We start from the raw sequence: 24282 nt of genomic DNA, 5'->3' as shown, positions 1-24282 counted from the left end.
TCCGTAGTGCAGCAAAAGAAACGGATCGTGGTAGCTTTAGGAGGAAACGCAATTCTGTCAAACGATGCAAGTGCGAAAGCTCAACAGCAGGCTTTAGAACAGACAGCCCAGCACTTGATTAAACTGATTAACGCTGAAACGCAAGTGATTATCTCACACGGGAATGGACCTCAAGTCGGCAATCTGTTGTTGCAGCAACAGGCAGCTGATTCAAAAGAGAATCCGGCTATGCCGTTAGATACTTGTGTGGCTATGACTCAAGGAAGCATTGGCTTTTGGTTACAAAATGCCCTTGAAAAAGAAATTCAAAATGCCAATCTGAAACAAGAAGTTGCAACGATAATTACTCAAGTAATTGTCGATGGCAACGATGAGGCATTCAAAAATCCAAGCAAACCAATTGGTCCATTCCTGACGCATGAACAGGCCCAAGCTCTGGAACAAGCAACGGGGGCTGTTTACAAAGAGGATGCTGGCCGAGGCTGGCGTAAGGTCGTTCCTAGTCCCAAACCAATATCCATCAAAGAAAAGTATAGCATAAATACATTGGTAAATAACAATGTGTTGACGATTTGTGCCGGCGGGGGTGGAATTCCTGTCGAACAGCATTCTGGTCAAGGAGTCGAAGCAGTGATTGATAAAGATTTTGCTTCTGAAAAATTAGCGGAATTATTAGATGCAGATCTGTTGGTTATCTTGACTGGTGTTGAAAAAATTGCCTTAAATTTTGGCAAAGAAGATGAGCAGTGGCTGGATCAAGTGACTGTTTCTGAATTAGAACAATATATTGAAGAGCAGCACTTTGCTCCCGGCAGTATGCTGCCGAAGGTTGAAGCAGCTATTCAATATGTAAAAGCTAAGCCGAAATGCAAAGCGATTATTACTTCCTTGGAAATGTTAGGGGATATTGATAAAGGGACTGTTGGAACCACCGTAATTTCGTAAAAACAGTCGATAAAAATAGGTTTTGGAGTGATAGTTATGGAAAAAAATTCTGTGTCTACAGCAATAGATAATCATCCATATTTCTCGGCTTTGGATCAAGAAGTCCGCGAAATGATGGAACGAAACATGTACTATCGATTTTACAAAAAGGGACAAGTTTTGTTCGACACAGATGACAAACGGGACCGAATATTCATTTTAGATAAAGGCCTGATTCGAATTGAGCGAGTGGATCAGACTGCCTGCTACAATTTTCTTGAATTCTTAAATGAAAAACGCCCATTTCCATTGTTAGGCATGTTTGAAGCCCAAAACTATCACTTCTCTGCTATTGCCATGACCGATATTCAAGTTTTTTATCTGTCAACGGCGGTTTTCGAAAGGATCGTTAAATCGAATAATGATCAACTGAGATTATTCAATTCGAACTTGAATCATTTGATTGAGAAACAAATTCGACGAATCCAATATTCCGTTATCTCGAAGGCGACTGAGCGAGTGGAGAATACCTTATCGATTTTAATGGAGGATTTAGCAGAAGAGCAAGAGGGTAATTATGTCATTCCTTATCCAATCATGATTAATGATATTTCGAGATATAGCGGTACAACCAGAGAAACAGCCAGCCAAACAATTAAAGCGTTGGTAAAGCAAAAAAAAATTGATTATCAGTACAAGGAATTAAAATTCCTTGATACAGACTATTTCATTTCAAGAAAATAAACTGACTCGACAGAAAGGAAAAATATGAGGGAGCTCTAAAAGAGCGTACTATGTTTTCCTCTGGAGCTCTTTTGTATTACAGTGAGCAAAATGAGTAAAAAAAATAAGAAAGAAAAAAAATCAATCTCATCTTTTAGCATTCTGTTCATCATCATTATTCTCTTAACGGTGATTTCTTGGCTCTTCTCAGGACAAACATTCACGCCAACAATTCCAGCAGGCGGAACTGAAGAGGTTAGCCAAGTAGTAGGTGCAAAAATTTCAGATTTAGTAATGTCGCCCTTCAATGGCTTTAGAGATGCAATAGATATTTGTGTCTTTATCCTTTTTCTAGGCGGATTTTTAAATATTGTTACTGGAACGGGTGCCTTAGAGGCAGGAATTCAGCATGTTGTGAAGAAACTAAAGGGGAACGAGCTGGTTCTTATTCCCGTATTAATGGTTCTCTTTTCAATCGGGGGATCAACTTATGGAATGGCGGAAGAAACCATTCCCTTCTATTCTCTACTAGCAGTCACCATGGTTGCTTCTGGTTTTGATACGATTGTTTCCACCGGGACAGTGATGCTGGGTGCTGGAGCAGGAGTGATTGGATCAACGGTTAACCCCTTTGCTACTGGCGTTGCTATGGATGCCTTGCGAAGTGTGGGTATTCAGCCTAACGCGGGAACAATCATGATGATTGGTTTATTGCTGTGGGCAGTAACGACAATCTATTGCATTTTTTGCGTGATGAGTTATGCGAAAAAGGTCAAGGCTGATAAAGGCTCAACAATTCTTTCCCTGCAAGAGCAGCAAGACATGAAAACTGCTTTTGAAAATTCGGGATCCGCCAATATTGAGTTTACCCGCAAACGTAAAATGATCCTGATTGTGTTTATGATTTCTTTTGTTGTGATGGTGGTTTCTCTGATTCCATGGGGATCTTTTGGTATCACTTTTTTTAATGGCTGGACGTCATTCTTAACAGGACAAAATTTTGGAGACTGGTACTTCGGTGATCTGGCTATGTGGTTCTTTTTAGCTAGTTTAGTGATTGCACTGATTCATGGTTTCTCAGAAAAAGAGATCATCGACACCTTTATCGATGGAGTAAAAGATATTTTATCGGTTGTCTTAATTATTGTGGTCGCTCGTGGCGCCTCTGTCATTATGCAGGTTACTCATTTAGATTTATTTATTTTAGACAAATCAGCGGGACTTTTACAAGGGTTCTCTCCAATTTTATTTGTAATTGGTGCGTACATTTTGTATTTGTTCTTATCCTTCTTAATCCCATCTACCTCCGGATTAGCGTATGTTTCAATTCCAGTTATGGGAGCGCTTGCGCAAAATGTGGGTTTGAACCCTAACGTCATGGTAATGATCTTTACTGCTGGATGCGGACTCGTCAACTTGATTACGCCGACATCGGGAGTAGTAATGGGTGGTTTGGAGCTTTCTAAAATCAATTATTCAACTTGGACAAAATTTATGAGGAAACCGTTGATTGTGATTGGAATCAGTAATTTGATTATTTTGATTGCTTCGATGCTATTAGTATAAAAAATAAGCTCTAGAGACTAGTACTAGTCTCTAGAGTAAAAAATGACTATCGATACTGGAGGATACTATGAGAAAAGCAGAACGTCATAAAATCATAAAACAAATTATTATTGAAAACGAAATTGAAACACAGGACGAATTGCTGAATTATTTAAAAGCTGAGGATATTAGTTTGACTCAAGCAACTATTTCTCGTGATCTTAGAGAGTTAAACATCGTAAGATCATACACCAAGGAAGGGAAGAAAAAATTTACCTTAATTGCTTCGGAGCAAAGTGAACAGGATTTTTATACAAAATTCCGAAAAAGTATCAATGATTATTCTACTGTTATCGAACAAGTCAACTTCCTGGTTATTATTCACACATTACCCCATGGTGCCGATGTTATTGCCAACTACATGGACGAAATTGATTTTGAACAAGTTGCAGCAACGGTAGCGGGATATGACACGTTGATTATAGTGACCCGCGCAGAGGAAAGTGCCAAACAATTGATTGGTGAGTTGAATAAGTGTGTTGAAATATAAGTAATAGGATTTCCAGATTGGTAGGAACAACGCTCAACATATCTCAACTGACTATGACCATTGATTGGTGAAGAAAGAACTGCTTTAAACCTATAACAAAAAAATCATTGAGTGCTGAAAAGCTTTAGGACTTCTCAGTAAAAGTGGTCAATTAACAAATCCGCTCAGCATCATTTACCGCTATCGGGAATTTCCGAATGAACTGTCAGCTAAGGTTTGCTATTCGCAATATCCCAATGGCGGTAAAAAATTAATCGTGGATGAAGCCTAGTAGGTCATCTTTGATCGAACAACCTTTCTCAATGAATAGGAGTTTCTAGGGCAGTCCAAAAAGTGTAAACATAATATATTGGAGGGAATGCCATGAATAATAAAGAACTTATTGCCGCAGCCATCTTCCAAATTACCCAAGAGCAGCTGACAAAAGAAGATATCTTAAACTTATTAGAAACCCCTAAGTTTACCAGTCATGGGGATGTCGCTTTTCCAGTTTTTTCACTGGCAAAACTCTATCGAAAAGCGCCGCAAAAAATTGCTGAAGAACTTGTGCAGGCAATTGATGAGGGCCCCTTTGAAAAAGTCAACGCAGTAGGCTCCTACGTGAATTTTTATATGGATAAGCAAATGGTTTCCAGCAACGTATTGAGTCAAGTATTAAAAGAAGGCAGTCATTTTGGAGATAGCCAAGTGGGAAATAAAGAAAATGTCACGGTCGATATGTCTTCTCCAAACATAGCTAAGCCAATCTCCATGGGGCATTTGCGTTCAACAGTGATCGGCAACTCGATCAGCTTGATTATGGAAAAAATCGGGTATTGCTCGATTCGAATCAATCATTTAGGTGATTGGGGTACTCAATTTGGAAAATTAATTGTTGCTTACCGAGAGTGGGGAACAGAAGAAAAAGTTAGGCAAGAACCGATCAATGAATTATTGCGTTTGTATGTAAGATTTCATGAAGAGGCAGAAAACGACTCTCGATTGGAAGATGAAGCCCGAGCTTGGTTCAAACGCTTAGAAGAAGACGACCCTGCAGCAATTAACCTTTGGGAATGGTTTCGCAGCGCCTCTTTGACCGAATTCGATAAGATTTATGACATGCTGGAAGTTACTTTCGATTCTACGAATGGTGAAGCTTTTTATAACGATAAGATGGACGAAGTGATTACTTTATTGGAAGAAAAAAATCTTCTGAAGGAAGACAAAGGGGCTGAGATCGTTGATTTGAGTACCTATGATTTAAATCCGGCAATGATCCGAAAATCCGATGGTGCGACTCTCTATATCACGCGTGATCTGGCAGCAGCCTTGTATCGAAAACGGAATTATCATTTTGCAAAATCCCTATATGTTGTCGGAAACGAACAAAGTATTCATTTTAAACAATTAAAGGCTGTTTTAAAAGAGCTGGGTTTCGAATGGTCGGATGATATGGTGCATATTGCATTTGGTCTGATAACTCAAGGTGGAAAAAAATTATCAACTCGTAAGGGAAAAATCGTTTTGCTAGAGGAGGTTTTAAATGAAGCAACGGCAGCAGCTTTAGCTCAAATTAATGAGAAAAATCCTGATCTTCCCAATAAAGAAGAAGTTGCTCATCAGGTTGGTGTAGGAGCAGTCATCTTCCACGATCTAAAAAATGACCGCTTAAATACCTTCGACTTTGAGTTGGAGGAAGTGGTACGTTTTGAAGGTGAGACAGGACCTTACGTTCAATACACCTATGCTCGAGCAATGACTCTATTGAGAAAGGCCCAGTTCTCTATTGATTCTGCTGCTAACTATGCATTAGCTGATGAGGATAGCTGGGAAATGATCAAATTAATCCAGTCTTATCCGGAAATTGTTCTGCAAGCTGCGGAACAATACGAACCCTCTGTACTGGCTAAACATTCAATCAGACTAGCACAAGCTTTTAATCGTTATTACGCTCACACTAAGATATTGGCAGCTGATCCATATCGTGAATCAAGACTGGCGCTTGTTTTTGCAGCTGCCACCATTCTGAAGGAAAGTCTGCGATTGTTAGGTGTTCATGCGCCAAGCCAAATGTAAGGGGAAGCATAAAGCAGATGTCTATATGTGTGAGTTGTTAAAAGCTGAGTGTGAAGAAATCAATCAAACCTTCAAAGAAGAGTTCAACAAAATACGAATTCCTTTCGCGCGGAAGCCATTTTCACTAAAAGTTTTGCAGATTAGCGTACCGCTGCTCTTCACTTTGAATGTATTCGTTCTGATCACAACAACAATTAATTTTCTCTTTTCTGGTTTAAATGGATTAGAGAACCTCTGCAAAATTCTTCTGTTGTTTCTTCTGCTTCAGGCCTTTAATGCTGAAAAAGAGAAGCAATTAATTCAACTCAAGTTTGACTTAATTCGTGAAGAATGGTCTGAACGTTTTGAGAAAAAAGACAACAGCACATAGAATGTGAATAAGCTTCGGTTGGTAATACTGCTAAGACGAGCCATTCATCCATTTTTATCTATCTTAATTTTTAGGATAAACGAAGAGGAGTAAGTAATAAAATTAAAAGCAAATACCTTAGTCTCAAGGTTTATTGCAAAGCCGCTAAATAATAGATATAATTTTTTTGAGACTTGAGAAAGTGAGATGGGGAAAATGGTTGAAATTCTTAGAGAAATTGGTATGATTGCACGAGCGTTAGATTCGATTAGTAATATTGAGTTTAAAGAAGTTGATTTGATCAGAGGTCAATATCTTTATATTGTCAGAATATGTGAGCATCCTGGAATTACGCCAGTAGAATTGGCAGATATGATCAAGGTGGATAAAGCGACGACCGTTAAGGCATTAAAAAAGCTGGAAAAAATCGGCTTAATCACGCAAACAGTGGATAAAAAAAATAACCGGACGAAGAAAATCTATCCAACTGCAAAAGGAGAAGAGGTCCATCCCTTTATTGCTCGTGAAAATGAGTATTCGAATCGAGTGGCGTTGGATGGCTTTACAGAAGCGGAAGCGCAGCAGCTGAAAGATTATTTAGAACGGGTAAGAATTAATATTGAAGATGATTGGTATCATGTTGAAAAAGGCAACCAACGAATCTACTAGAACATCAAAAAACAGAGCGGTTATACAATAGGAAGTTTGAACGACCGATTGAAAGCTGTCTTGAAGTAACCTATAAAAACCCGCTAAATAGGGTTTAAAAATAGACTTTTAGGAGATGAGCAAGTGACAATCAGCGTGCGAAGGGCAGATAGGAAAGATTTTAACCAAATCGAACAATTCTTTGAAAAAAATGTATCATTGGTTGATCCTGAGGTGACCAGCTGGATGCCCAATATCTATCCGACGATAGATACAGTCAAGCAAGCTCTAAGCAGATCCGATTTTTATATTGCGGAAATAAATGAAACGATTGTTGGATCAGTTATTTTGAATCATACTGGTGAAGAAGAACACAAGCTGATTCCATGGGAAGATCCGCAGGTTTCTTTGGAAAAAATAGTGTTCATCCACACGTTAATGACCGCCGTTGAGTATCAAAGAAGTGGAATTGCCAGCAAAATGCTTGATTTTTCAATTGAATTAGCTCAGGACACAAACTGTAAAGCAGTTCGCCTAGACGTGTTGGAAAATAACCTTCCCGCCAAACGTTTGTATGAAAGCAAAGGTTTTGTTAATCGAGGAAGTGGAACGTTGGCTTCTTTTGATAATAAAGGCTTTGACTGGTGTAATTTTTATGAAAGAGTAATTTAGAAAAATTGATCAGAATAGTTTGAAAAGATTCTAAGTAAACGAGAGTTGAGAACGAAAAGGGCTTGTTGGAAACTTTAGGCAAAGGTTTTAAATATTTTGAGGGTTATTACCATTGCAGTAATTGCTAATACAGCTTTACTGCCTTTTTTGTTTATGAAGAGAAAGCCCTGTTGTTCAGGTTTACGTAAAGAAGGAGAACCTTTATGCAAGAAAACTCGGTTACAAGTAAGGAGAGAAAGAAGAAAACGTTTAAAATGCCCGGTGCATACACTGTTTTATTTATCATTATCTTGGTTATGACTACCCTGACTTGGTTAATTCCTGCTGGCAAGTATGACATTGATGCCAATGGAAATTTAATTGCTGGAACCTACCAACGGGTGACCAGCAACCCGCAAGGAATTTGGGATGCTTTTAAAGCCCCGATCATTGGGATGATTGGGAACGATAAAACGGCGGGAGCCATACCAGTATCACTATTTATTTTGATTATTGGTGGATTTTTAGGTGTAGTAAATGAAACTAAGGTATTGGATATTGGAATAGCCACTATCATTAAGAAAAATAAAGGTAGAGAAACTAAGGTCATGATTTTACTACTAATACTTTTTGCATTGGGAGGAACTTCTTATGGCATGTTTGAAGAATCCATTGCATTCTTGCCTTTAATTATTCCGGTTATGTTAGGAGCAGGATTTGATGTGTTAACGGGAATTTCCATTGTTTTCCTAGGAGTATCAGCTGGGATTTTGGCTTCAACTGTTAATCCATTTTCTGTAGGAGTTGCTTCAGCCACTGCAGGAATTTCACCTGGAGATGGATTAAATTGGCGGTTAGTTCTTTTAGTCATTGTTCTGCTCATCACTATTATTTTCGTACACAAGTATGCCATGAAGGTAAAAAATGACCCCAGTCAATCGTTATTGCATAATCAACGTCCGGAAGAAGCCTTTATAGCCAAAAGCTATACTACTGAAATTATACCGATGAATAAAAACCAAAAAATGATATTGATTTTGTTTGTCTTAACTTTCGTGATTATGATCTTAGGATTGATTCCTTGGACTGATATCAATCCGAGCTTCACTTTTTTTAACTCTTTGAGTACCTCGATAAAAAATGTGCCTCTATTGGGGAACCTATTGGGAAGCGACCTTCCTCCGCTGGGAACTTGGTATTTTGTTGAAATGTCGACCTTATTCTTTATGATGACACTTGTGATTGGTAAAGTAAACCACATGAACGAATCAGAAATTATGGATAGCTTTTTTGTGGGATTGAAAGATTTGGTGACAGTAGCGATGGTTGTGGCTGTGGCACGGGGAATCCAAGTAGTTATGAATGAAGGACAAATTACTGCCACGATTTTACATTTTGGAGAGATCCATTTGAGCGGACTTTCACCAGTTGCTTTTACGTTGATGACTTATTTATTTTATATTCCTATGGCTTTCTTGATTCCTTCAACCTCAGGTTTGGCTTCTGCTACGATTGGTATTTTGACGCCATTAGGGGAATTTATTGGTGTTTCTAGTTCGGTTGTCATTATGGCTTATCAATGCGCTAGCGGAATCGTTTATTTGGTAACCCCAACATCTGCTGTTTTGGTTGGTTCATTAGCGATTGGCAAAGTTGAATACAGTATCTGGCTTAAATATATTTGGAAATACGTTCTGATAATTTTCCTGGTAACTTGTTTAGTTTTAATTGCTATGACTTCCTTTAGACGATAAGGTATCAGAAACTAACCGCTATCTGAAGGCAAGAAGGAAGAAGTCACATTAGAACACTTAAGGGACAATAGATTCTGACAATAAAGGAGCTTATAGTAAAAAAGCTGAATTTCATGGATAATCAGTCAAGCTCCGGTTCGTTTACTGAAATCAGGACTTGCAGATGCGATGGCAACCTGGATTGAGGCCAAGGCAGTATTACAAAATAATGGTGAGAATTTAGTCGGGGGGAAGCAAACTTTAGCTTCAGTGGCAATTGCTGAAGCATGTGAGGATGTTTTGTTTCGTTATAGCCTGAGTGCGGTTGCGGCGAACGAGGCACAAGTTGTTACTAAAGCTTTGGAGGCAATTGTTGAAGCCAATACATTGTTAAGTGGGGTGGGATTTAAAAGCAGCGGGCTAGGTGCAGCTCATGCTATTCACAATGGCTTTACCGCTCTAACTGGAGAAATCCATCATCTGACTCATGGAGAGAAAGTTGCTTATGGACCCTTGACTCAACTATTTTTGGAAAATCGTACTAGTGAAGAAATTGATCACTACATTCGCTTTTATCAATCTCTCGGATTACCGATAACCTTGGAAGAGGTGTATTTATCAGATGCTTCTTATGAGGATCTGTTGAAGGTAAGTGAGCTGGCCACCGTCTCAGCCGAAACAATTCATCAAATGCCCTTTGTGATTACTGCTAAGGAAGTCGCTGCTGCACTGTTGGCGGTTGATGCTTACGTAAAAGCTTATTATCAGAAATAAAAAAACGCCTGCTGCTCTTTTAGCTAAAAAGAGCAACAGGAAGTTTTGCTTTCAAATAAAGCGAATGAATACTTCTCCAACTATCCCTTAAAATTGTACAACGGCCGAATGACTTCCTTTACTTCCATGGTCTCCTGCAAATCTGCCATTATTTGTTTCTTGGCTTTATAAGCCTTAGGTGCTTCATCTAACGTTTTCTTAGAGACCGAAGTTGTCCAGACATGACGCATCATATGCTGATAATTTTCTAAGCTGATAGAAGCTCGAGCTTGCGAGCGGCTCATCATTCGACCAGCCCCATGAGGTCCCGATTGATTCCATTCTTCGTTGCCTTTGCCCACACCGATAATCGAGCCATCCTTCATGTTCAATGGAACAATCATTTTTTCGTTCTTTCTAGCAGAGGCTGCACCTTTACGTAAAATCATGTGCTGTAGATCAATATAATTGTGGGGGCTGTCAAAGCTTTCAATCACGTACTTTCCCCATTTCATCGCTTTCAAAATTATCAGTGCCATACTTTGGCGATTGAAAGCGGCGTATTGTTGAGCGATTTGCATATCAGATAAATAATTATCCAAATCCTTTTCTGACACATAAGACAGCTCATAAGGAATCTTAATTTCTTCCCGTTCTTGTAATAGATCCGCTTTTTCGTTAGGAGTGGACGCTGACCTAGCAAGTTGTTTCAAATCTTGTCGTCTTTGAGCTAGTTTTTGATAAGCAAGCTCTTGATGATATTCTGCAATCTCTTTTCCTAAAACACGGCTGCCGCTGTGAACGACTAAATAAATTCCATCGCTGCCTTCATTTACTTCAATAAAGTGATTCCCGCCGCCTAAAGTTCCCAAACTCCGTAATGCCCAACCGCGATGGATCGGGGCTTGAACATCCTCTAACGGAAATGTATACTGCGGTTTATTGTGTGAATGGTGTCCACTGGGAATCCGGTTACGAATGATCCGATCTAGCTTATCGAAGTTTAGCTTTACGCCTTTTCTAATTTTTGCGACATAGAGTCCGCAGCCAATGTCAACGCCCACAAGGTTAGGAACTACCTGATCTTTTACGGTCATAGTTGTTCCAATCACACAGCTGGAACCGCTGTGGGTATCGGGCATAATTCGAATTTTAGCATCTTTAGCCATTTTTTGATTGCATAGGGTCATGATTTGACCTACTGTACTGTCAGTTAAGGTATCTGTATATACTTTTGCTGTAGTGTATTTTCCTTTTATTGTTAACATGTTGAATCCTCTCTTTAGAGGAATCAAGGGATTCCTCTAGTTCATTAGTATGACTCTCTGATTTTTTCTTTTTCCACTCATTAGGAACACCTCCGTAAATATTTTTAGATCGGTAAAAAACGACACAAAAAAACTGCCAATCGGATGATTGACAGTTTGATAAATAAGCTTTATTTGCATGGAGAGTCTTCTGAAAAAGACCCACTAGTGCAATAAAACGAAACGAACTGATCAATCAATTGTATTAAAGCTGTTTTATTAGTCTTAATCATGATGCTCTCTCCCTTCTTTAAATTCTTTTTTAATCCTATCATCATAGATAATGAGCTGTCAAGGTTATTTGGGTAAATGCTCCTCATAATATAGGTATTACTTTGTACTTAGAATGCACCTTTTGCTTCCTTGTAGTCTGAAATACAAAATAAGATTAGCACAAAAAATAGAAGACTTACCTATTAAATAAAAAAATGAATGTGAGAACAGCCCTTCGATTCTAAGTGACGATGTGGTTTGAAAGTTAACTCTCAGACAATACATTAAAGTCCAAGGTACCTTGCTCAATGCCGTTCATAATTAAGGTGATTGAATGGGTTCCGGGGTAATGCTTTCTAGTACTTACTCTGGCAAAAGACCGTTTCTTAGTAAAAAACTTTTTTTCTCCAGCTTGCAGCGTAGTTTCAGCGATTTGAAAAATTTTTCGATTGCGGGTGGCATTGGCTTTGACATAATCAACCCCATATTCTAATCGCACCTTGGTTGTTTTTTTCGCTTCAACCTGGAAGGAAAAGTTCAAATCTTGTCCGTCATTAACAGCATCAGTATCTAACGCGAAATCTGTAACCTCTAGGCAATTAGCATCTGAAAATCCAAAGATACTTAATACATCGTGATTACTTTTTTTAAGCAAGGTTCGACAGCCATGCTTTACAATCCAGTCAGTCCGAGGATTATTTCCGTACCAATTTTGAGCGATTTTTACTACTAAGTCAGGATGGTCTTTTGAAATATCATTTAGATTATTGGCGACACTTTTCCGAACGTATAAGGACGGGTCGGCCTTCAACTGTTCTAAAATGGCAAGGACAGGAGTAGGATCATTTTTGAAACTAGTCAATGCTTGACCCCAAGGCAGGCGTGGGCGACAACCTTCACTGGCAAGGCGCCGAACATGTTCGTTGTCATGCTTCGCCCATACAGCCAGATGGTCCATCATGCGTTTTTCATGCTGGATAATGAAGGGCCTCACTGCGAATTCAGCCGTTGAAAAAGGCGTATATCTTTCTAATCCTGCAATAGACAAATCCCAATGTTCTTCAGCCTGACCGTAGACTTCCACGAAATCTGGAAAATACATTAAAGAAAAATCACTGAATCCTGTTGGATAATTGGCAAGAAGTTGGTCGATTATGTGCAATGCTTTTTCATAATCAGGTGGTAAATATTTCCCAAGAGTTAAGGTAATCTGACGCATTCGAGCCTTCAATGCCAGTTCTTCCCAAGTCTCATTCATAACATCATTGATAAAATCAGTGGTAGGAAAGGTAGGATCAACAGCTTGAAGATTCAAAGCTAACTGGTTTACTGAATCGTAATTGTAGTATTGGTCTTTTAGTAAAGTAGGCATATATTCTCCTTCTATGTGATGTTAAAGCGAAAGTGTCGTTTACTGAGAACAAGGACTTGTAGAGCTAAGTGATAAGACTAAGCTTTAATCTCATCAAATTATATCATCCTGTCCGTACTTATTCTATGCTAAAAAGATATGGACAAGGATGGAATCCATTAAATTTGAAAAAATAAAAATAGAGGGGATCAGTGGCTAATTAAACAATCAAAATGCCTTCGAATATAAGTATAGACAAATGAATTATCTCATCTTCGGTGGTGAACATTTGATCTGCAACATAGCAAGAATTCAGAAGTTTCTTCCACTCCTTTTGCATAGAATGAAGGAAATAGAAGGGAAGAGAATCCAATGAAAAATGAAGAGTAACTGGTAATCTAGCTAAGAAAAGGAGGATCGTCATGATCATTATTCAGTATTTTCCACCTACAATTAAAGTAGACTGAGCGGATTTTATAATAAGGGAAGTCAAAACATGTCGAAACAGAAAACGCACAGTGGCCTAAAAAAACGAGTAAAACTGAAAAAGAGGAAACTGAAGTGCCACAACGGCCCCATCAGTTCAGTAGATAAAAAGACAGTAAAAAAGATGCTGTCTTAATAAAATTCTTTGAACTAGTGACGGACTCAACGATTTAGAATACCGACAAAAGGTCAGAGTAGAGGTAGCTAGTTCCAAGAAATAAGCTGGATAATCCAAAAAATGTCGAGAGAACCCAATGACTATTGAAATCGATATCGAACAATAATACCTTGAAGCTTCTTACATTTTTGCGATTATTCAGCTTATTTTCGAAAGAGCTAGCTCAGCAGCATCGATCACTTGTTTTTCAGGGACTTTAATGTTTTATCACCATGCCTATACTGTGCTTACTTCATGTTTCAGTAGATAATCATGTTCTTCTTGGATGAGTCTCTTAATCTCAGCTAAATCTTCAAAAGTAATAGCCAATATTTCCAATGCATAAGCTCCACAATGCGATTTTTTCTTCCCATCTGGAAATGTGTGCGTATAAACATGTGTATCTGGATTACCAGCGCAATAGTCACATTCTTTTTCTAGACATTTGGGAGTTCTGTTAGGAAATTTATCAGTCGCAGTATGAACAACATCCACAAATCGTTGCGAATATCCTTTACACCCTGAAAACCGCAAGGCAAAAAATGGTAAAGGGTCTTTTTTGCCTCGAATTCCTATTTTAACTATCTGCTTATTGTGTAAATTATGCTTAAATGAAATATTTGACCGATCTTTTTTCGGATTATAACCGAGATCAGACAAATAGAGAATAATTTCACGGTATAAGGATTCATTTTCAGCTCCAAGCATTAACAAAAATGAATCAATCAACTCTTTTTGTTTCTTCGTTTTCATTATCCAATCCTCCACAGATCTAAATTTTTTCATGATATAGGTTTAGGACATTATACTAAACTAGCTTTGCTTCTCTATTGGAATACACAACTTCATACTGACGAAATCATTATTAGAATCGATATAGAGATACTGATTAATCGCAAAACGTTCACGCATTCGATAGTTGCTTTGGGGCAGCCAGATCCGAAAAATCCCCTAAAGCACATTGAAAATGTCTTCAATATTTCCTTCAAAAGCATAAATAGCATAGGTGCCACCCTTTATAGTAGTGGTACCATCCTGCACCTGGTCTACTGAAAAACACAGGTCACAAATACAACGATCGACATCCGCCGAAACCGGATCGCTATAAAATTTTTCCTGCAGTAAGGTCTTCCCGTGGATTTTTCCCTGATGCTCCTTCAAAAAAAACAACCAGTGCTGCTTTAATTCAGCATAATTTCCAATGAATCGTTCAAAATAAACCAGTTGATCCGGCAGCTGCTCAATTTCTATTTTCTCCTGATAGTCTTCATAGCTTGAAAACTTTTCCAACTTAGCTGCAATAAATGGATTCGACGCTTGAGGCGCTGTCACGAATTGCTTATAAGTACTAGGTGAGGTCGCGTAATTTTGCTTAAACGCGCTGCTGTAATTTAGAAGAACTATAGCCATATTTCAATCCAATATCTGTTACGCGCTGATCTACCTCTAACTTCAAATCAATTGCACTTTGCTCCAGTTTCAAGCGCTTAATAAAGGCATAGACAGTTTCACCAGTTTGTTTCTTAAATAGACGACCAAAATGATAATGAGAGAAATGGAAGTGTGCTGCTACTTTTTCTAAGGTTAGCGATTCATTTAAATGTTGAATGATATAGTCAATGCTTTGGTTGATGAGTTGTAGTTTATTCATACCGACCTCTTTGTGTAGAACGACTTTCTTTCAGTATATTGTGAAATGTATCCAGCTGTAAATAGGGAAGTAGACGGATCGTCAACTTCATAGCGAGCAGCTAACACAAAATCTTAGAAACAAGAACTAAAATCCCATTGGTATTGATTAAAGGAAAAGCTATAATAAAACACATACTGATAATGATGAATGTTCAATTGCGACTTTTGGTAATAGAGGAGAAAAATGATGAGACAAAAAAATGTATTATTGGTAGATGATGATAAGGATCTTTGTCTGCTGATTGAAAGAGAATTAAAGCTGGAAAATTATGCCGTCACGGTTTGCAATGATGGGAAAAGTGGGCTTGAAGCTTTAAATAGGGCTGTTTATCAACTGATTATTCTAGATATTATGTTACCGATCCTCAATGGATTAGAAGTTTTGGAAGAAATCCGCAGAAATAATCATATCCCAGTGTTGATGCTGACAGCGAAAGACTCTGAAGTGGACAAAGTATCTGGCTTGAGGCTGGGGGCCGATGATTATCTAACCAAGCCTTTTTTGATGAGTGAACTAATTGCTAGGACTCATTCGTTGATTCGCAGATATACGGTTTTCAATGAAAACCAGAAGAAGAAAACGGTATTGCAGTTTAAGGGATTAGCGATTCATCCTGATTTAAGGAAAGTAGTGGTCAATGGAGAAGAAATTCAATTGACCGCTAAAGAGTTTGATTTACTTTATTTTCTAGCGGCTAATCAGGGGAAGGTTTTCACCAAAGAACAAATTTACATTCAGGTCTGGCAAGATGATTATGCTTTTGATGATCGAAATATTATGTCCTTCATTAGTAAATTGCGTAAGAAGATTCGTAATGAAAAAGAGCACTTGTATTACATTCAGACAATTCACGGTATTGGCTATCGTTTTAGTTTGGGGGTGTGAGAATGATTGTTTTAGTTATTGCTTTGTGTTCACTGACCATTTTTCAAACTCTCTACATTTTGCAGACTAAAAAACAGCTGATTGAGGCTTCATCAATTCTTAATGAAATCACAGAGGGGAATTTGGACAGACGACTACTGGCTAATGAAGATTCTGTGGTCAGCAAAATAGTTTATAGGATTAACGAAATTGTCATCCAAAATAAGCAAAGACTTATGGAAACTCGTAAATCTGAACAGGCTTATAAGAAAATGGTAACCAGTTTGTCTCACGATATTCGAACGCCCTTGGCTTCTTTAGTTGGATATTTAGAGGTGTTGGAAAAGGGGACAGTGACAGAAGAAGAGCATGACCAATTTCTAAAGGTAGCAAAAGCAAAAGCGCTGTATTTAAATGAATATGTCCAGTCCTTATTTGAGTGGTTAAGGCTGGAATCTGGTGAATGGATCTATCATTTTGAAGAACAAAATGTAAGTGAGTTGATTAGAGTAATTTTGGCTGATTGGATTCTAAAGTTTGAGAACAGCAATTTAGATTTTCATTTTGACATTCCTGAAGAACCGGTCTATCTGTTGCTGGACAAATCGGCATTTGAAAGAATTCTGAATAATCTTTTTACCAATATTTTTAAGCATAGTAAAGCGGATCAGCTGAATGTTTCACTGAAAAAATCAGACAATGAGATAATCATTGAAATTTCTGATAATGGTATCGGCATTTCATTGGCAGATCAGCCATTTATTTTTGATCGTCTGTATAAATGTGACAATTCAAGAACAGAGAGCAGCAATGGACTTGGCTTAGCAATTGTTCGAGAATTGGTTTCTTTGGCTCATGGAACGATTACAGTATCTAGTCGTCCAGCTTGTGGTACCACTTTTGTGTTAACTTTCGCTTTAAACATGATTAATGAATAAAACTAGCAAGGTTTTGGCAAGGTTCTTTCGTTAAAGTGTAGAGTAAAGGGAGGTAAGTAAGTGAATAGACAAACAATTCTTACGACTAATAAGTTGACTAAAAAATACGGACTACAATCGGCTGTCGATCAAGTGAGCTTGAATGTAAAAAAAGGGCGAATATACGGTTTACTAGGAAGAAATGGTGCGGGGAAAACGACGATCATGAAAATGATTTTGGGTTTAACTACTATTACGTCTGGTGAGATCACAATTTTTGATCAACCGCTTAAAAAAAATAAGTCATCAGTTTATCCTCGAATTGGTTCGATTATTGAGACGCCTGGATTTTATTCTAACTTAACAGGGACTGAAAATTTACAGGTTTTTGCTCGTTTGAGAGGAACCATCAATAAAGCAGCTGTTGAAAATGCATTAGCAGTGGTAGGACTAGCATACAATGATAAAAAAGTTTTTTCCTCCTACTCATTAGGAATGAAACAAAGATTGGGAATTGCTAATGCGCTTTTGAATGATCCAGAACTATTAATTTTGGACGAACCCACCAATGGACTTGATCCAATCGGAATTGCTGAAATTCGTACCTTTTTAAAAAAACTTTGTGAGGAAGACGGGAAAACGATTATTATTTCTAGTCATATCTTGTCCGAAATGGCTCTCCTGGCTGATGACATTGGGATTATCCACGACGGTGTGCTTTTAGAAGAGAGTACGTTAGAGGAATTACAAAGTAAATCGGAACAATATATTTTGATTCAAGCTCCTGAGGTATATCGGGCTATTCATTATTTGGACTCTGTTTTAAAAATTGAAAAGTATGCTTTACAGGAGCACAAGTTTATTCGAATTTATGATTTGAGCATTCCGGTTGCTGAGTTAGGTAAATCTTTTTTTCAAGCTGATATTGCTCTGACCCATTTGGAATTATGTGTAGATAATTTAGAAGACTATTTTAAAAAGGTAACAGGAGGTACAGGAATTGCATAATATTGTAGCAAATGAATGTTTGAAGTTAAGAAGAAATAAACTGCTACCTGTTTGCTCATTAATTGCCTTAATTCTTCCATTGTTTATGATAGCAATTGATTTAGTGGAAAAAGATTCTTTGGTAATGACAGGTACTGAATGGGTATATCGACTGGTTGTACCTATTCAGGTAATTGTCTATCCAGTGCTAAATGGTTTTGTGATCACCTTTTTGATTCAAAAAGAGTATGCAGAACGCACGATCATTAACACTCTAACAGCTCCAACAAATCGCGGGAAATTTTTATTGAGCAAATATCTTATTTGGTTGCTTTGGAGTTTTGTTACAACATTCAGCTTTTTAATAATCACTTTTGCTGGTTATTTAGCCATTTTCGGCGTCCCATCTTTCCAACACTCGTTAACTGAAATTACACGGGTTGTTTTAAAAACAGGTCTGCTAAGCCTTTTTTCTATGAGTCCACTATTGATCATTTGTATTTTGCAAAAGAATATTTTTTACCCCAGTTTACTTTGCAGCTGTCTAATTTCAGGAATTGGTTTTGTCGGTTTATATTGGCCAGCAAATCTGCGAAATCTAGTTCCCTGGTCTGCAGTTACTTCCATCAGTTTATTAGATACAAACAATTATCTACCCTATGCTTCTATTTTTATTTGCTGCTTGCTGGGAATTTTTGGAGGCATAGCTTTTTTTCAGCATCAAAATCAGTAGGAGTTTTTTATTTAAGAGAATATTTGATTAACTCGTGTCTACGAGATCAGTTAGTGAAAAACAGACTAACGTGAATTTTTGAGAGTACTGTTTAGGTACTTTTCGCTTGGACAAGAAAAAATGAGTAGAATAACTAATAGTTTCCTTAATAAATAGAAAAAAACTTCTACTTATCTCGATGGTTGTCCAAGGATAAGTAGAAGTTTTTTTGATGGTCACAACACTATTGTAAATAAAACAAAATATCTTCTGGCAAGAAGGTATAGGATTTACCGCATAGGGGACAGATTGCTTCGAGATTTTCTTTTTGTGTTGCAAGTTCTTCAACCTCTTTTTTTCTTAAGGAAAAAATTAACGGCAAAAACATTTGCTTTGAACAGCCACAGTGGTAGTTAATCGAAGTGTGCCCTAAAAACTGTTGATCTGAGAATAAAATAGCCAAATTTGATTCAACCGTTTCGATTGTTGCCAATCCAAGACCTTTTCTAAGAACTTCAATTTTTTCTAAAGAACTCAACACCACTTCATCCTGTGCAAAGGGCAATGGCTGCAGCAACAATACAATATTTTCCGCATTTTCTTCTGTCGAGATAGGGTAGAAATAAGTAGGTGTTTGTTCGCTATCTGCAAAATAGGCTTCAATATCAGAATAAAAATCCCCAGTTTTCATCAATGAATAAGAAGTATGGGCACTTCCAAATTGCCCCTCTAAGCTTGAAATCGTCTGGATCGTTCCTTTCTTAAAATTAGTGGGCCGCTCTTGTAAGGTAGCTGTTCCAGTAATCGTATGGTTGGAAAATGAATCCGTTGAGAGCTTATTTTTTTTGTTTTTCGATGAAAAAGTAAACGATATTCTTTGCTTACCAATCGTCAAAACGTTCACCAAGGCAGTGATATTCAAGGCTTTTATAAATTGACTGGCATCAGCTTCAACCAAAGACAAATCTTTAACCGTTGAATAGATTTGTTTTCCTGACAATAGGTATAGGCGAAGCTGTTTATTTTCGATTAAATACTTAGTTACCTGATTTTTCATTTTTTTCCTCCGTGAGTTTTACTATGATAAGATGAGTGTATTCCATAACGTTACGTGAGGTGCAAGTAAATGTTCAAAATGACTGAATTTTCCCAACTAACTAACTTAACGATACGAACCTTACATTATTATGATGAAGTTGGCTTGCTCGTTCCAAGTAGAGATTCTAGTGGACATAGAGTGTATACTTATCGCGACTTGGTTTTGGCTCACGAGATTATTTTGTTAAAGGAAACGGGGTTAAGCTTGGAGGAGATCATTGACCAAATTAAGCAAAATCCAAATGAACCGCTGAAAGAGTCGTTACTGAGACAAGAGCAACTGTTATTAACGCAGGTCAAAAGAATCAAGGGTCGTTTAGCAAGAATTGACCAGATTTTAAGTGATGAAAAAGGCTTGGAAGAACGAGCGATAAAAAATATTTTTATAGATAATAATCCGTTGAAGGCTGAACTTTCGAATATTTGGACGTTAGATTTTGAAAATGTTCAGGATTTATCTTATTTGAAAGAATTCAATGGCAGTTTAAATTTTGATGTTCACTTTCGTAAACTTTCCAAGCTTCAGCAATTATCCGCTTGTGATAATCATGTTCAACGGGAATTAGCAAATTTTGTTACTATGTTAACAGAAAACTATGGGGCTTCTTTTCAGAAAGAAGGCTTAGAAAAGTTTGTGCTTTTTTATCGAGATTCCCCACAGGCTCAAGAGTATTTTAAGCAATATGGAAAAGATTTTTCGCTATTTTTATCTGAAGCATTAACGGCATTTATTAAGAATCGAACTGATTAATGATTTTAATTTGAATAAATTACTGGCAATGAGCACAAAAAATATTTTATTGACATAGGATTCATAGCGATCTTACACTAGAATTATAGTGATTTCATTACATTTTTAATGATATTTATTGGATATGAGAGCAGTTTATCCTGCTGTTTATAAATAGAATAAAAATTGGAGGTACTTTATATATCGTATGAAGCAACGGAATTACAGCTTAAATCTTTTCAGAAGTAGCATGAGTATTTAAAAACAAAATTGGATTTAGGTAAAGAATTACTTTGGTTAACCCAAGATGAATGTAAAAAGGTGGGACCAAATATTGAGGAAACGCTGGAATTAGTGAAACAAGCACTGATTGCTCACGGAAAAAAAGCTTACGAAATGCCTGCTAAAATTGGTATTCATCCTTATCCTGATGTGTTCTATCATGCCATGCCAGCTTATGTTCCAGACAATTTAGCTTGTGGTGTAAAATGGATCGAATGCTATCCTCGCAATCCTAAAGAATTCAACTTGCCGCAAACAACTGGTCTGTTAATCTTGAATGACATCACAACTGGTGTGCCGATTACAGTGATGGATTCAGCGTGGCTGACGGCAATGCGTACACCAGCTGTAACAGCCTTGGCTGCCAAAGCACTGCATCCGGATGCGACGACTTTTGGTATGTTTGGCTGCGGAATTCAGGGAGTAGCCCATGTAAGATACATTGTCAAAACGTTAAAAAAAATAGAAAAGATTTACATCTATGATATTCATAGCGAAACAATGGATCAATTGATTGAGGAAGTCAAAGGTGAAGTTACGATTCCGATTATTAAAGTGAATAGCCCAGAAGAGCTGGTTAAGCAATCGGAAGTGATGAGTTCAGCAACGGTTATTTTAAAGGACACCTTAAAGGTAGTGAAAAAGGACTGGGTTGGCAAAGGTCAGACGATTCTCCCCTGTGATTTGAACACGTTTTGGGATCCAGAAATTTGCTATATGGCGGACAAGTATATCTTGGACAGTAAGGAAGAGCATGAATTGTTTGCAGACATGGGTTACTTCCCAGATGGGCTGGCACCAGTTACTTGCGAGACAGGTGAAATTTTGGTCGGTGTGCATCCAGGACGTACTAGTAAAAACGAATTGATTGTTTGCAGCAACGTAGGAATTTCTGTCAGCGATGTGGTTATGGGACAAGCGATCTTCTCGAAGGCTCTACAAGAAGGAATTGGGCGGAAGCTGCCGTTGTAGTAATGGTAAAGAATACTTATCGATGTAGTTAAGCTTGCTTAATTTGATTAGGAACCGAAAGCTATCTGAAAAAAATTGCCATAAAAAATAGACCCTTAATTGTTAGAGTCATGAAGCGATCCCAGAAGTTAGATTCTTATCTTCTAGGGGTCGCTTCAATCATAAATCTTAAGGATACTTCACCACTTTTTTCTAGATAGTTTGAAAAATACTGAACAAATTCTTAAAAGACTAAAAAAGAACAATCTTAGTTATGGAAAGCGCTATCAAAATATGTTATGATAAGAATCAATCTAAAGTAGAACGAAAGGGGGGCCTGTAATGACAATCGTAAATCAGTATATTGAAGAATGCTTGGATGATGACTTGGAATGCTTTACCAACTATTCGATTTTCTGCTGTGGCAAAAAAATAGAAACTGATGAGAACGTTCGCATTTATTATACAGACTGGCTCTCCAGTAACATTGTTTATGAACTTGTGCTGGACCATAATGAACGTACTAAACAAAAAAATATCTATTTTTATCTTAACGAACGTAAGCAATGGATTGCTTACGGCAACAACGAAGTTCGAGTAGTACAACCCTTACGTCAATAAAAGCAGCCGACAAAGTATCCTTCTTTGTCGGCTATTTTGCGTCTGGATATACACCAAGCATCAATCAGGTCCTTCAGCGGCTGCTCCTAAGTCAGCGTTACAACGATCTTTTACTATGGCGATGATGCTGAAACACATTTGAAGGATGTGGATGTTTTCCTGCTTTGTTCAAAATACTTCGTTAAATGAGATTTGACAGCAGTGGATTTAGTATTAAGACTTAGAAAACACGGTTTCAGCACATATATAATAGTAGAAACACGATTTCAATCTAAATTTAGCAAACAATGAGGTCTACAGATATTTTGTCGATTTAGGGATGTTGCAAGTTTTTACAATTTTAGACAACCATCTCTTAATGGGTTCCATGCAGAGGTCCTTTATCACCTGTTGCTTACGTATTTTTCTTAGCGAATAATTAGCTACAACTTCTTCAAAAATTACGATGGTCCATCGACTGAGCCTAATGAATAAGCACTATTAGTAATACTAAATCTTACTTAATCTAGGAAGCTACGATGAAAGTGAGATAGTCTTGGCCAGTCCACTAGAAGTAGAATAACTATCCTATTCCACTTCTAGTGGCAGGATGGATCACTAAAATAGAAAACACAATTTTTGAACACTTCTTGGTTGAATTTTGGTAGTGCTATCTATATAATATTCTTTTGCCAAACAATGGAAACGTATTCTATCATTTGGTAATACACAAAAAAGCGAGATCGAGATCAGTCGACCACCATCACAAACTATCCTATGTTGACCGCATATGAACAGGACATTGCCTCGGCAATCAATTTAGGCTGATCGATTCTCATAAAGAGAACATGGATTTTCACTGACCTGTTGATGGAAGGTGGGAGCCATGTTTTTTACTTTCTACCCTTGTGATACACTAAAGAGTAGAGTAAAATTTTGCTAGGAATTATTTTCAATTATAAAAAGGAGGGGAAACAACCCATGAAAAAATTGAGTATTATCTTATTATTAGGACTAACCTTAACATTGATCACAGGTTGCTCGCCAACTGGAAATACTTTGACCAGCTCTAATCAATCAACGACTGCTTCTACGGAGGAAAAGATCACAATTAGTGTCAAGATTACTGATAACACTAAAGAGGTTTCCAATAAAAATGTAGAACTAATTGAAGGTACTAGTCTGATGGATTTAATGAAAAAGGAACATAAGCTGGAAGAGAAGGATGGTATGATCACAGCAATTGATGGCCTCAAGCAAGATGAACAGGCTGGTTATTACTGGACCTATACAATCAATGGTGAATGGGCAACAAAAGGTGCACAGGAAACCTTCGTAAAAAATGGTGATCAGGTTGAGTTTGATTATGGCAAAGTCGAGTAACAAATTTACCATTCGCGATATTTGTTTTATAGCGTTGATTACTTCGGCTTGTGTAGTTGGGCGTACAGCCTTTCAATTTATTCCTAATGTTCAACCGATTACTGCTATTTTTATTTTAGTCAGCTTCAACAAAGGGTTTTCGCGTAGCTTTGTAATTGTATTACTGACGATTTTCACGACCAATATTTATATGGGAATGGGTCCTTGGACACTGACACAAGTTTTTTCTTATACCGTAATTATTATTGTGAGCTGCGGGTTCTCTCAAATTCCTTGGTTTGCTCAGCACCAATTACCCCAGTTGATTTTTGCACTTTTTACTGGGTATCTGTTTGGTTTCCTAACAGCTTGCGGTGATACAATTATTTATGGAATCCGTGCTTTTTGGCCTTACTACGTGCAGGGAATCTATTTTGATACTCTACATGGTGTAGGTAATCTGCTGTTTTATGCTTTGTTGCGGCCATTCATTCCGAGGCTGCTTTTGAGGTTTTGGCCAAATCAATACTAGAGAGAAGCTGTGACGTAAATGGTGCGCACCCCGTCAATAGGACAGTGAAATAGTATAAAATTTTTGTGGACTACTCATCAAAAATAGATGAGTAGTTTTTTTGAATATA

The 24282-nt window shown here is 37.6% G+C and carries 24 protein-coding genes and 1 pseudogene; 19 read left to right on the top strand and 6 right to left on the bottom strand.

Features of this window, described 5'->3' with window-relative positions; genetic code table 11:
- Window positions 1–6 precede the first annotated feature (6 nt).
- The 10 genes and pseudogenes from arcC to IGI46_RS21355 all read left to right on the top strand — a co-directional run.
- Entirely contained in the window at window positions 7–945 is a 939-nt protein-coding gene (gene arcC, locus IGI46_RS21400) for a carbamate kinase (protein ID WP_429965824.1), read from the top strand.
- A gap of 36 nt (window positions 946–981) precedes the next feature.
- Window positions 982–1668, top strand: a complete 687-nt coding sequence (locus IGI46_RS21395) for a Crp/Fnr family transcriptional regulator (protein ID WP_207701891.1) — start codon at window positions 982–984, stop codon at window positions 1666–1668.
- A 90-nt stretch (window positions 1669–1758) separates the two neighbouring features.
- Window positions 1759–3213 (top strand): YfcC family protein, encoded by a 1455-nt coding sequence (locus IGI46_RS21390; protein ID WP_207701890.1) that lies wholly within the window; start codon window positions 1759–1761, stop codon window positions 3211–3213.
- A 67-nt stretch (window positions 3214–3280) separates the two neighbouring features.
- Window positions 3281–3742, top strand: a complete 462-nt coding sequence (locus tag IGI46_RS21385) for an arginine repressor (protein ID WP_207701889.1) — start codon at window positions 3281–3283, stop codon at window positions 3740–3742.
- Between the two features lie 363 nt (window positions 3743–4105).
- Window positions 4106–5797 carry an arginine--tRNA ligase gene (gene argS / locus IGI46_RS21380; RefSeq protein ID WP_429974215.1) on the top strand — a complete coding sequence of 564 codons (1692 nt, stop codon included), beginning with the start codon at window positions 4106–4108 and terminating at the stop codon, window positions 5795–5797.
- A complete protein-coding gene (locus IGI46_RS21375; protein WP_429969602.1) occupies window positions 5778–6167 on the top strand; it encodes a hypothetical protein in 390 nt (129 codons plus the stop codon). Before argS ends, IGI46_RS21375 begins: the two co-directional genes overlap by 20 nt.
- A gap of 195 nt (window positions 6168–6362) precedes the next feature.
- Window positions 6363–6815, top strand: a complete 453-nt coding sequence (locus IGI46_RS21370) for a MarR family winged helix-turn-helix transcriptional regulator (protein ID WP_429966089.1) — start codon at window positions 6363–6365, stop codon at window positions 6813–6815.
- A gap of 123 nt (window positions 6816–6938) precedes the next feature.
- Entirely contained in the window at window positions 6939–7466 is a 528-nt protein-coding gene (locus IGI46_RS21365) for a GNAT family N-acetyltransferase (RefSeq protein WP_429965828.1), read from the top strand.
- A 203-nt stretch (window positions 7467–7669) separates the two neighbouring features.
- A complete protein-coding gene (locus IGI46_RS21360) occupies window positions 7670–9199 on the top strand; it encodes a YfcC family protein (protein WP_429965829.1) in 1530 nt (509 codons plus the stop codon).
- A gap of 117 nt (window positions 9200–9316) precedes the next feature.
- Window positions 9317–9952, top strand: a pseudogene (locus tag IGI46_RS21355) (glycerol dehydrogenase); the annotation flags it as partial.
- Between the two features lie 80 nt (window positions 9953–10032).
- On the opposite strand, the gene IGI46_RS21350 reads toward IGI46_RS21355, so the two are convergent.
- The 5 genes from IGI46_RS21350 to IGI46_RS21330 form a co-directional block, all read right to left on the bottom strand.
- Window positions 10033–11199 (bottom strand): RtcB family protein, encoded by a 1167-nt coding sequence (locus IGI46_RS21350; RefSeq protein ID WP_429965830.1) that lies wholly within the window; start codon window positions 11197–11199, stop codon window positions 10033–10035.
- A 517-nt stretch (window positions 11200–11716) separates the two neighbouring features.
- Window positions 11717–12823, bottom strand: coding sequence for a DNA alkylation repair protein (locus IGI46_RS21345; protein ID WP_429965831.1), 1107 nt, complete (start codon window positions 12821–12823; stop codon window positions 11717–11719).
- 859 nt (window positions 12824–13682) lie between these two features.
- On the bottom strand, window positions 13683–14198 hold the full coding sequence (locus IGI46_RS21340; protein ID WP_429965832.1) for a hypothetical protein: 516 nt from the start codon (window positions 14196–14198) through the stop codon (window positions 13683–13685).
- Between the two features lie 198 nt (window positions 14199–14396).
- Window positions 14397–14855, bottom strand: coding sequence for a hypothetical protein (locus tag IGI46_RS21335; protein ID WP_429974214.1), 459 nt, complete (start codon window positions 14853–14855; stop codon window positions 14397–14399).
- Entirely contained in the window at window positions 14818–15096 is a 279-nt protein-coding gene (locus tag IGI46_RS21330) for an AraC family transcriptional regulator (protein ID WP_429965834.1), read from the bottom strand. Before IGI46_RS21330 ends, IGI46_RS21335 begins: the two co-directional genes overlap by 38 nt.
- A gap of 228 nt (window positions 15097–15324) precedes the next feature.
- On the opposite strand from IGI46_RS21330, the gene IGI46_RS21325 reads away from it, so the two are divergent.
- Genes IGI46_RS21325 through IGI46_RS21310 form a run of 4 tightly spaced genes read left to right on the top strand, consistent with a single transcriptional unit; the run spans window position 15325 to window position 18639 of the window.
- On the top strand, window positions 15325–16023 hold the full coding sequence (locus IGI46_RS21325; protein ID WP_429965835.1) for a response regulator transcription factor: 699 nt from the start codon (window positions 15325–15327) through the stop codon (window positions 16021–16023).
- A 2-nt stretch (window positions 16024–16025) separates the two neighbouring features.
- Window positions 16026–16940: a sensor histidine kinase gene (locus IGI46_RS21320; protein WP_429965836.1), complete on the top strand. Its 915-nt coding sequence runs from the start codon at window positions 16026–16028 to the stop codon at window positions 16938–16940.
- Between the two features lie 60 nt (window positions 16941–17000).
- Window positions 17001–17927, top strand: coding sequence for an ABC transporter ATP-binding protein (locus tag IGI46_RS21315; protein ID WP_429965838.1), 927 nt, complete (start codon window positions 17001–17003; stop codon window positions 17925–17927).
- Window positions 17920–18639, top strand: coding sequence for an ABC transporter permease (locus IGI46_RS21310; protein ID WP_429965839.1), 720 nt, complete (start codon window positions 17920–17922; stop codon window positions 18637–18639). Before IGI46_RS21315 ends, IGI46_RS21310 begins: the two co-directional genes overlap by 8 nt.
- Before the next feature lie 223 nt (window positions 18640–18862).
- Here IGI46_RS21310 and IGI46_RS21305 read toward each other — a convergent pair whose 3' ends face one another.
- Window positions 18863–19675 carry an Hsp33 family molecular chaperone HslO gene (locus tag IGI46_RS21305; RefSeq protein WP_429974213.1) on the bottom strand — a complete coding sequence of 271 codons (813 nt, stop codon included), beginning with the start codon at window positions 19673–19675 and terminating at the stop codon, window positions 18863–18865.
- A gap of 69 nt (window positions 19676–19744) precedes the next feature.
- Between IGI46_RS21305 and IGI46_RS21300 the strand changes: the two genes are divergently transcribed.
- From IGI46_RS21300 to IGI46_RS21280, 5 genes are all read left to right on the top strand, one after another.
- Complete coding sequence (locus IGI46_RS21300; protein ID WP_429974212.1) at window positions 19745–20467, top strand: MerR family transcriptional regulator; 723 nt, start codon at window positions 19745–19747, stop codon at window positions 20465–20467.
- 249 nt (window positions 20468–20716) lie between these two features.
- Window positions 20717–21700, top strand: a complete 984-nt coding sequence (locus tag IGI46_RS21295) for an ornithine cyclodeaminase family protein (protein WP_429965842.1) — start codon at window positions 20717–20719, stop codon at window positions 21698–21700.
- Between the two features lie 321 nt (window positions 21701–22021).
- Entirely contained in the window at window positions 22022–22300 is a 279-nt protein-coding gene (locus IGI46_RS21290; RefSeq protein WP_207701864.1) for a hypothetical protein, read from the top strand.
- Window positions 22301–23260: 960 nt separating this feature from the next.
- Window positions 23261–23662: a DUF4430 domain-containing protein gene (locus IGI46_RS21285; protein WP_429965843.1), complete on the top strand. Its 402-nt coding sequence runs from the start codon at window positions 23261–23263 to the stop codon at window positions 23660–23662.
- The gene (locus IGI46_RS21280; protein ID WP_429965844.1) at window positions 23646–24173 is read left to right on the top strand and encodes an ECF transporter S component; all 528 of its coding nucleotides are present in this window, start codon (window positions 23646–23648) and stop codon (window positions 24171–24173) included. The genes IGI46_RS21285 and IGI46_RS21280 overlap by 17 nt, the downstream gene beginning before the upstream one ends.
- Window positions 24174–24282: the final 109 nt, after the last annotated feature.

This window comes from Enterococcus sp. AZ163, from assembly GCF_050498925.1.
Lineage (GTDB): Bacteria > Bacillota > Bacilli > Lactobacillales > Enterococcaceae > Enterococcus_A > Enterococcus_A ferrettii.
The sequence above is the reverse complement of the archived record's forward strand: the minus strand, read 5'-3'. Positions and strand labels throughout refer to the sequence as shown.

Bases quoted from the DNA above. Each gene is read 5' to 3' on its own strand.
- IGI46_RS21290 (WP_207701864.1), top strand. From the start codon at position 22,022: ATGACAATCGTAAATCAGTATATTGAAGAATGCTTGGATGATGACTTG.
- IGI46_RS21395 (WP_207701891.1), top strand. From the start codon at position 982: ATGGAAAAAAATTCTGTGTCTACAGCAATAGATAATCATCCATATTTC.
- IGI46_RS21350 (WP_429965830.1), bottom strand. From the start codon at position 11,199: ATGTTAACAATAAAAGGAAAATACACTACAGCAAAAGTATATACAGAT.
- IGI46_RS21320 (WP_429965836.1), top strand. From the start codon at position 16,026: ATGATTGTTTTAGTTATTGCTTTGTGTTCACTGACCATTTTTCAAACT.
- IGI46_RS21390 (WP_207701890.1), top strand. From the start codon at position 1,759: ATGAGTAAAAAAAATAAGAAAGAAAAAAAATCAATCTCATCTTTTAGC.
- IGI46_RS21340 (WP_429965832.1), bottom strand. From the start codon at position 14,198: ATGAAAACGAAGAAACAAAAAGAGTTGATTGATTCATTTTTGTTAATG.
- argS (WP_429974215.1), top strand. From the start codon at position 4,106: ATGAATAATAAAGAACTTATTGCCGCAGCCATCTTCCAAATTACCCAA.
- IGI46_RS21280 (WP_429965844.1), top strand. From the start codon at position 23,646: ATGGCAAAGTCGAGTAACAAATTTACCATTCGCGATATTTGTTTTATA.
- IGI46_RS21360 (WP_429965829.1), top strand. From the start codon at position 7,670: ATGCAAGAAAACTCGGTTACAAGTAAGGAGAGAAAGAAGAAAACGTTT.
- IGI46_RS21285 (WP_429965843.1), top strand. From the start codon at position 23,261: ATGAAAAAATTGAGTATTATCTTATTATTAGGACTAACCTTAACATTG.
- IGI46_RS21385 (WP_207701889.1), top strand. From the start codon at position 3,281: ATGAGAAAAGCAGAACGTCATAAAATCATAAAACAAATTATTATTGAA.
- IGI46_RS21330 (WP_429965834.1), bottom strand. From the start codon at position 15,096: ATGAATAAACTACAACTCATCAACCAAAGCATTGACTATATCATTCAA.
- IGI46_RS21300 (WP_429974212.1), top strand. From the start codon at position 19,745: ATGTTCAAAATGACTGAATTTTCCCAACTAACTAACTTAACGATACGA.
- IGI46_RS21335 (WP_429974214.1), bottom strand. From the start codon at position 14,855: ATGGCTATAGTTCTTCTAAATTACAGCAGCGCGTTTAAGCAAAATTAC.
- IGI46_RS21345 (WP_429965831.1), bottom strand. From the start codon at position 12,823: ATGCCTACTTTACTAAAAGACCAATACTACAATTACGATTCAGTAAAC.
- IGI46_RS21325 (WP_429965835.1), top strand. From the start codon at position 15,325: ATGAGACAAAAAAATGTATTATTGGTAGATGATGATAAGGATCTTTGT.
- IGI46_RS21375 (WP_429969602.1), top strand. From the start codon at position 5,778: ATGCGCCAAGCCAAATGTAAGGGGAAGCATAAAGCAGATGTCTATATG.
- IGI46_RS21370 (WP_429966089.1), top strand. From the start codon at position 6,363: ATGGTTGAAATTCTTAGAGAAATTGGTATGATTGCACGAGCGTTAGAT.
- IGI46_RS21305 (WP_429974213.1), bottom strand. From the start codon at position 19,675: ATGAAAAATCAGGTAACTAAGTATTTAATCGAAAATAAACAGCTTCGC.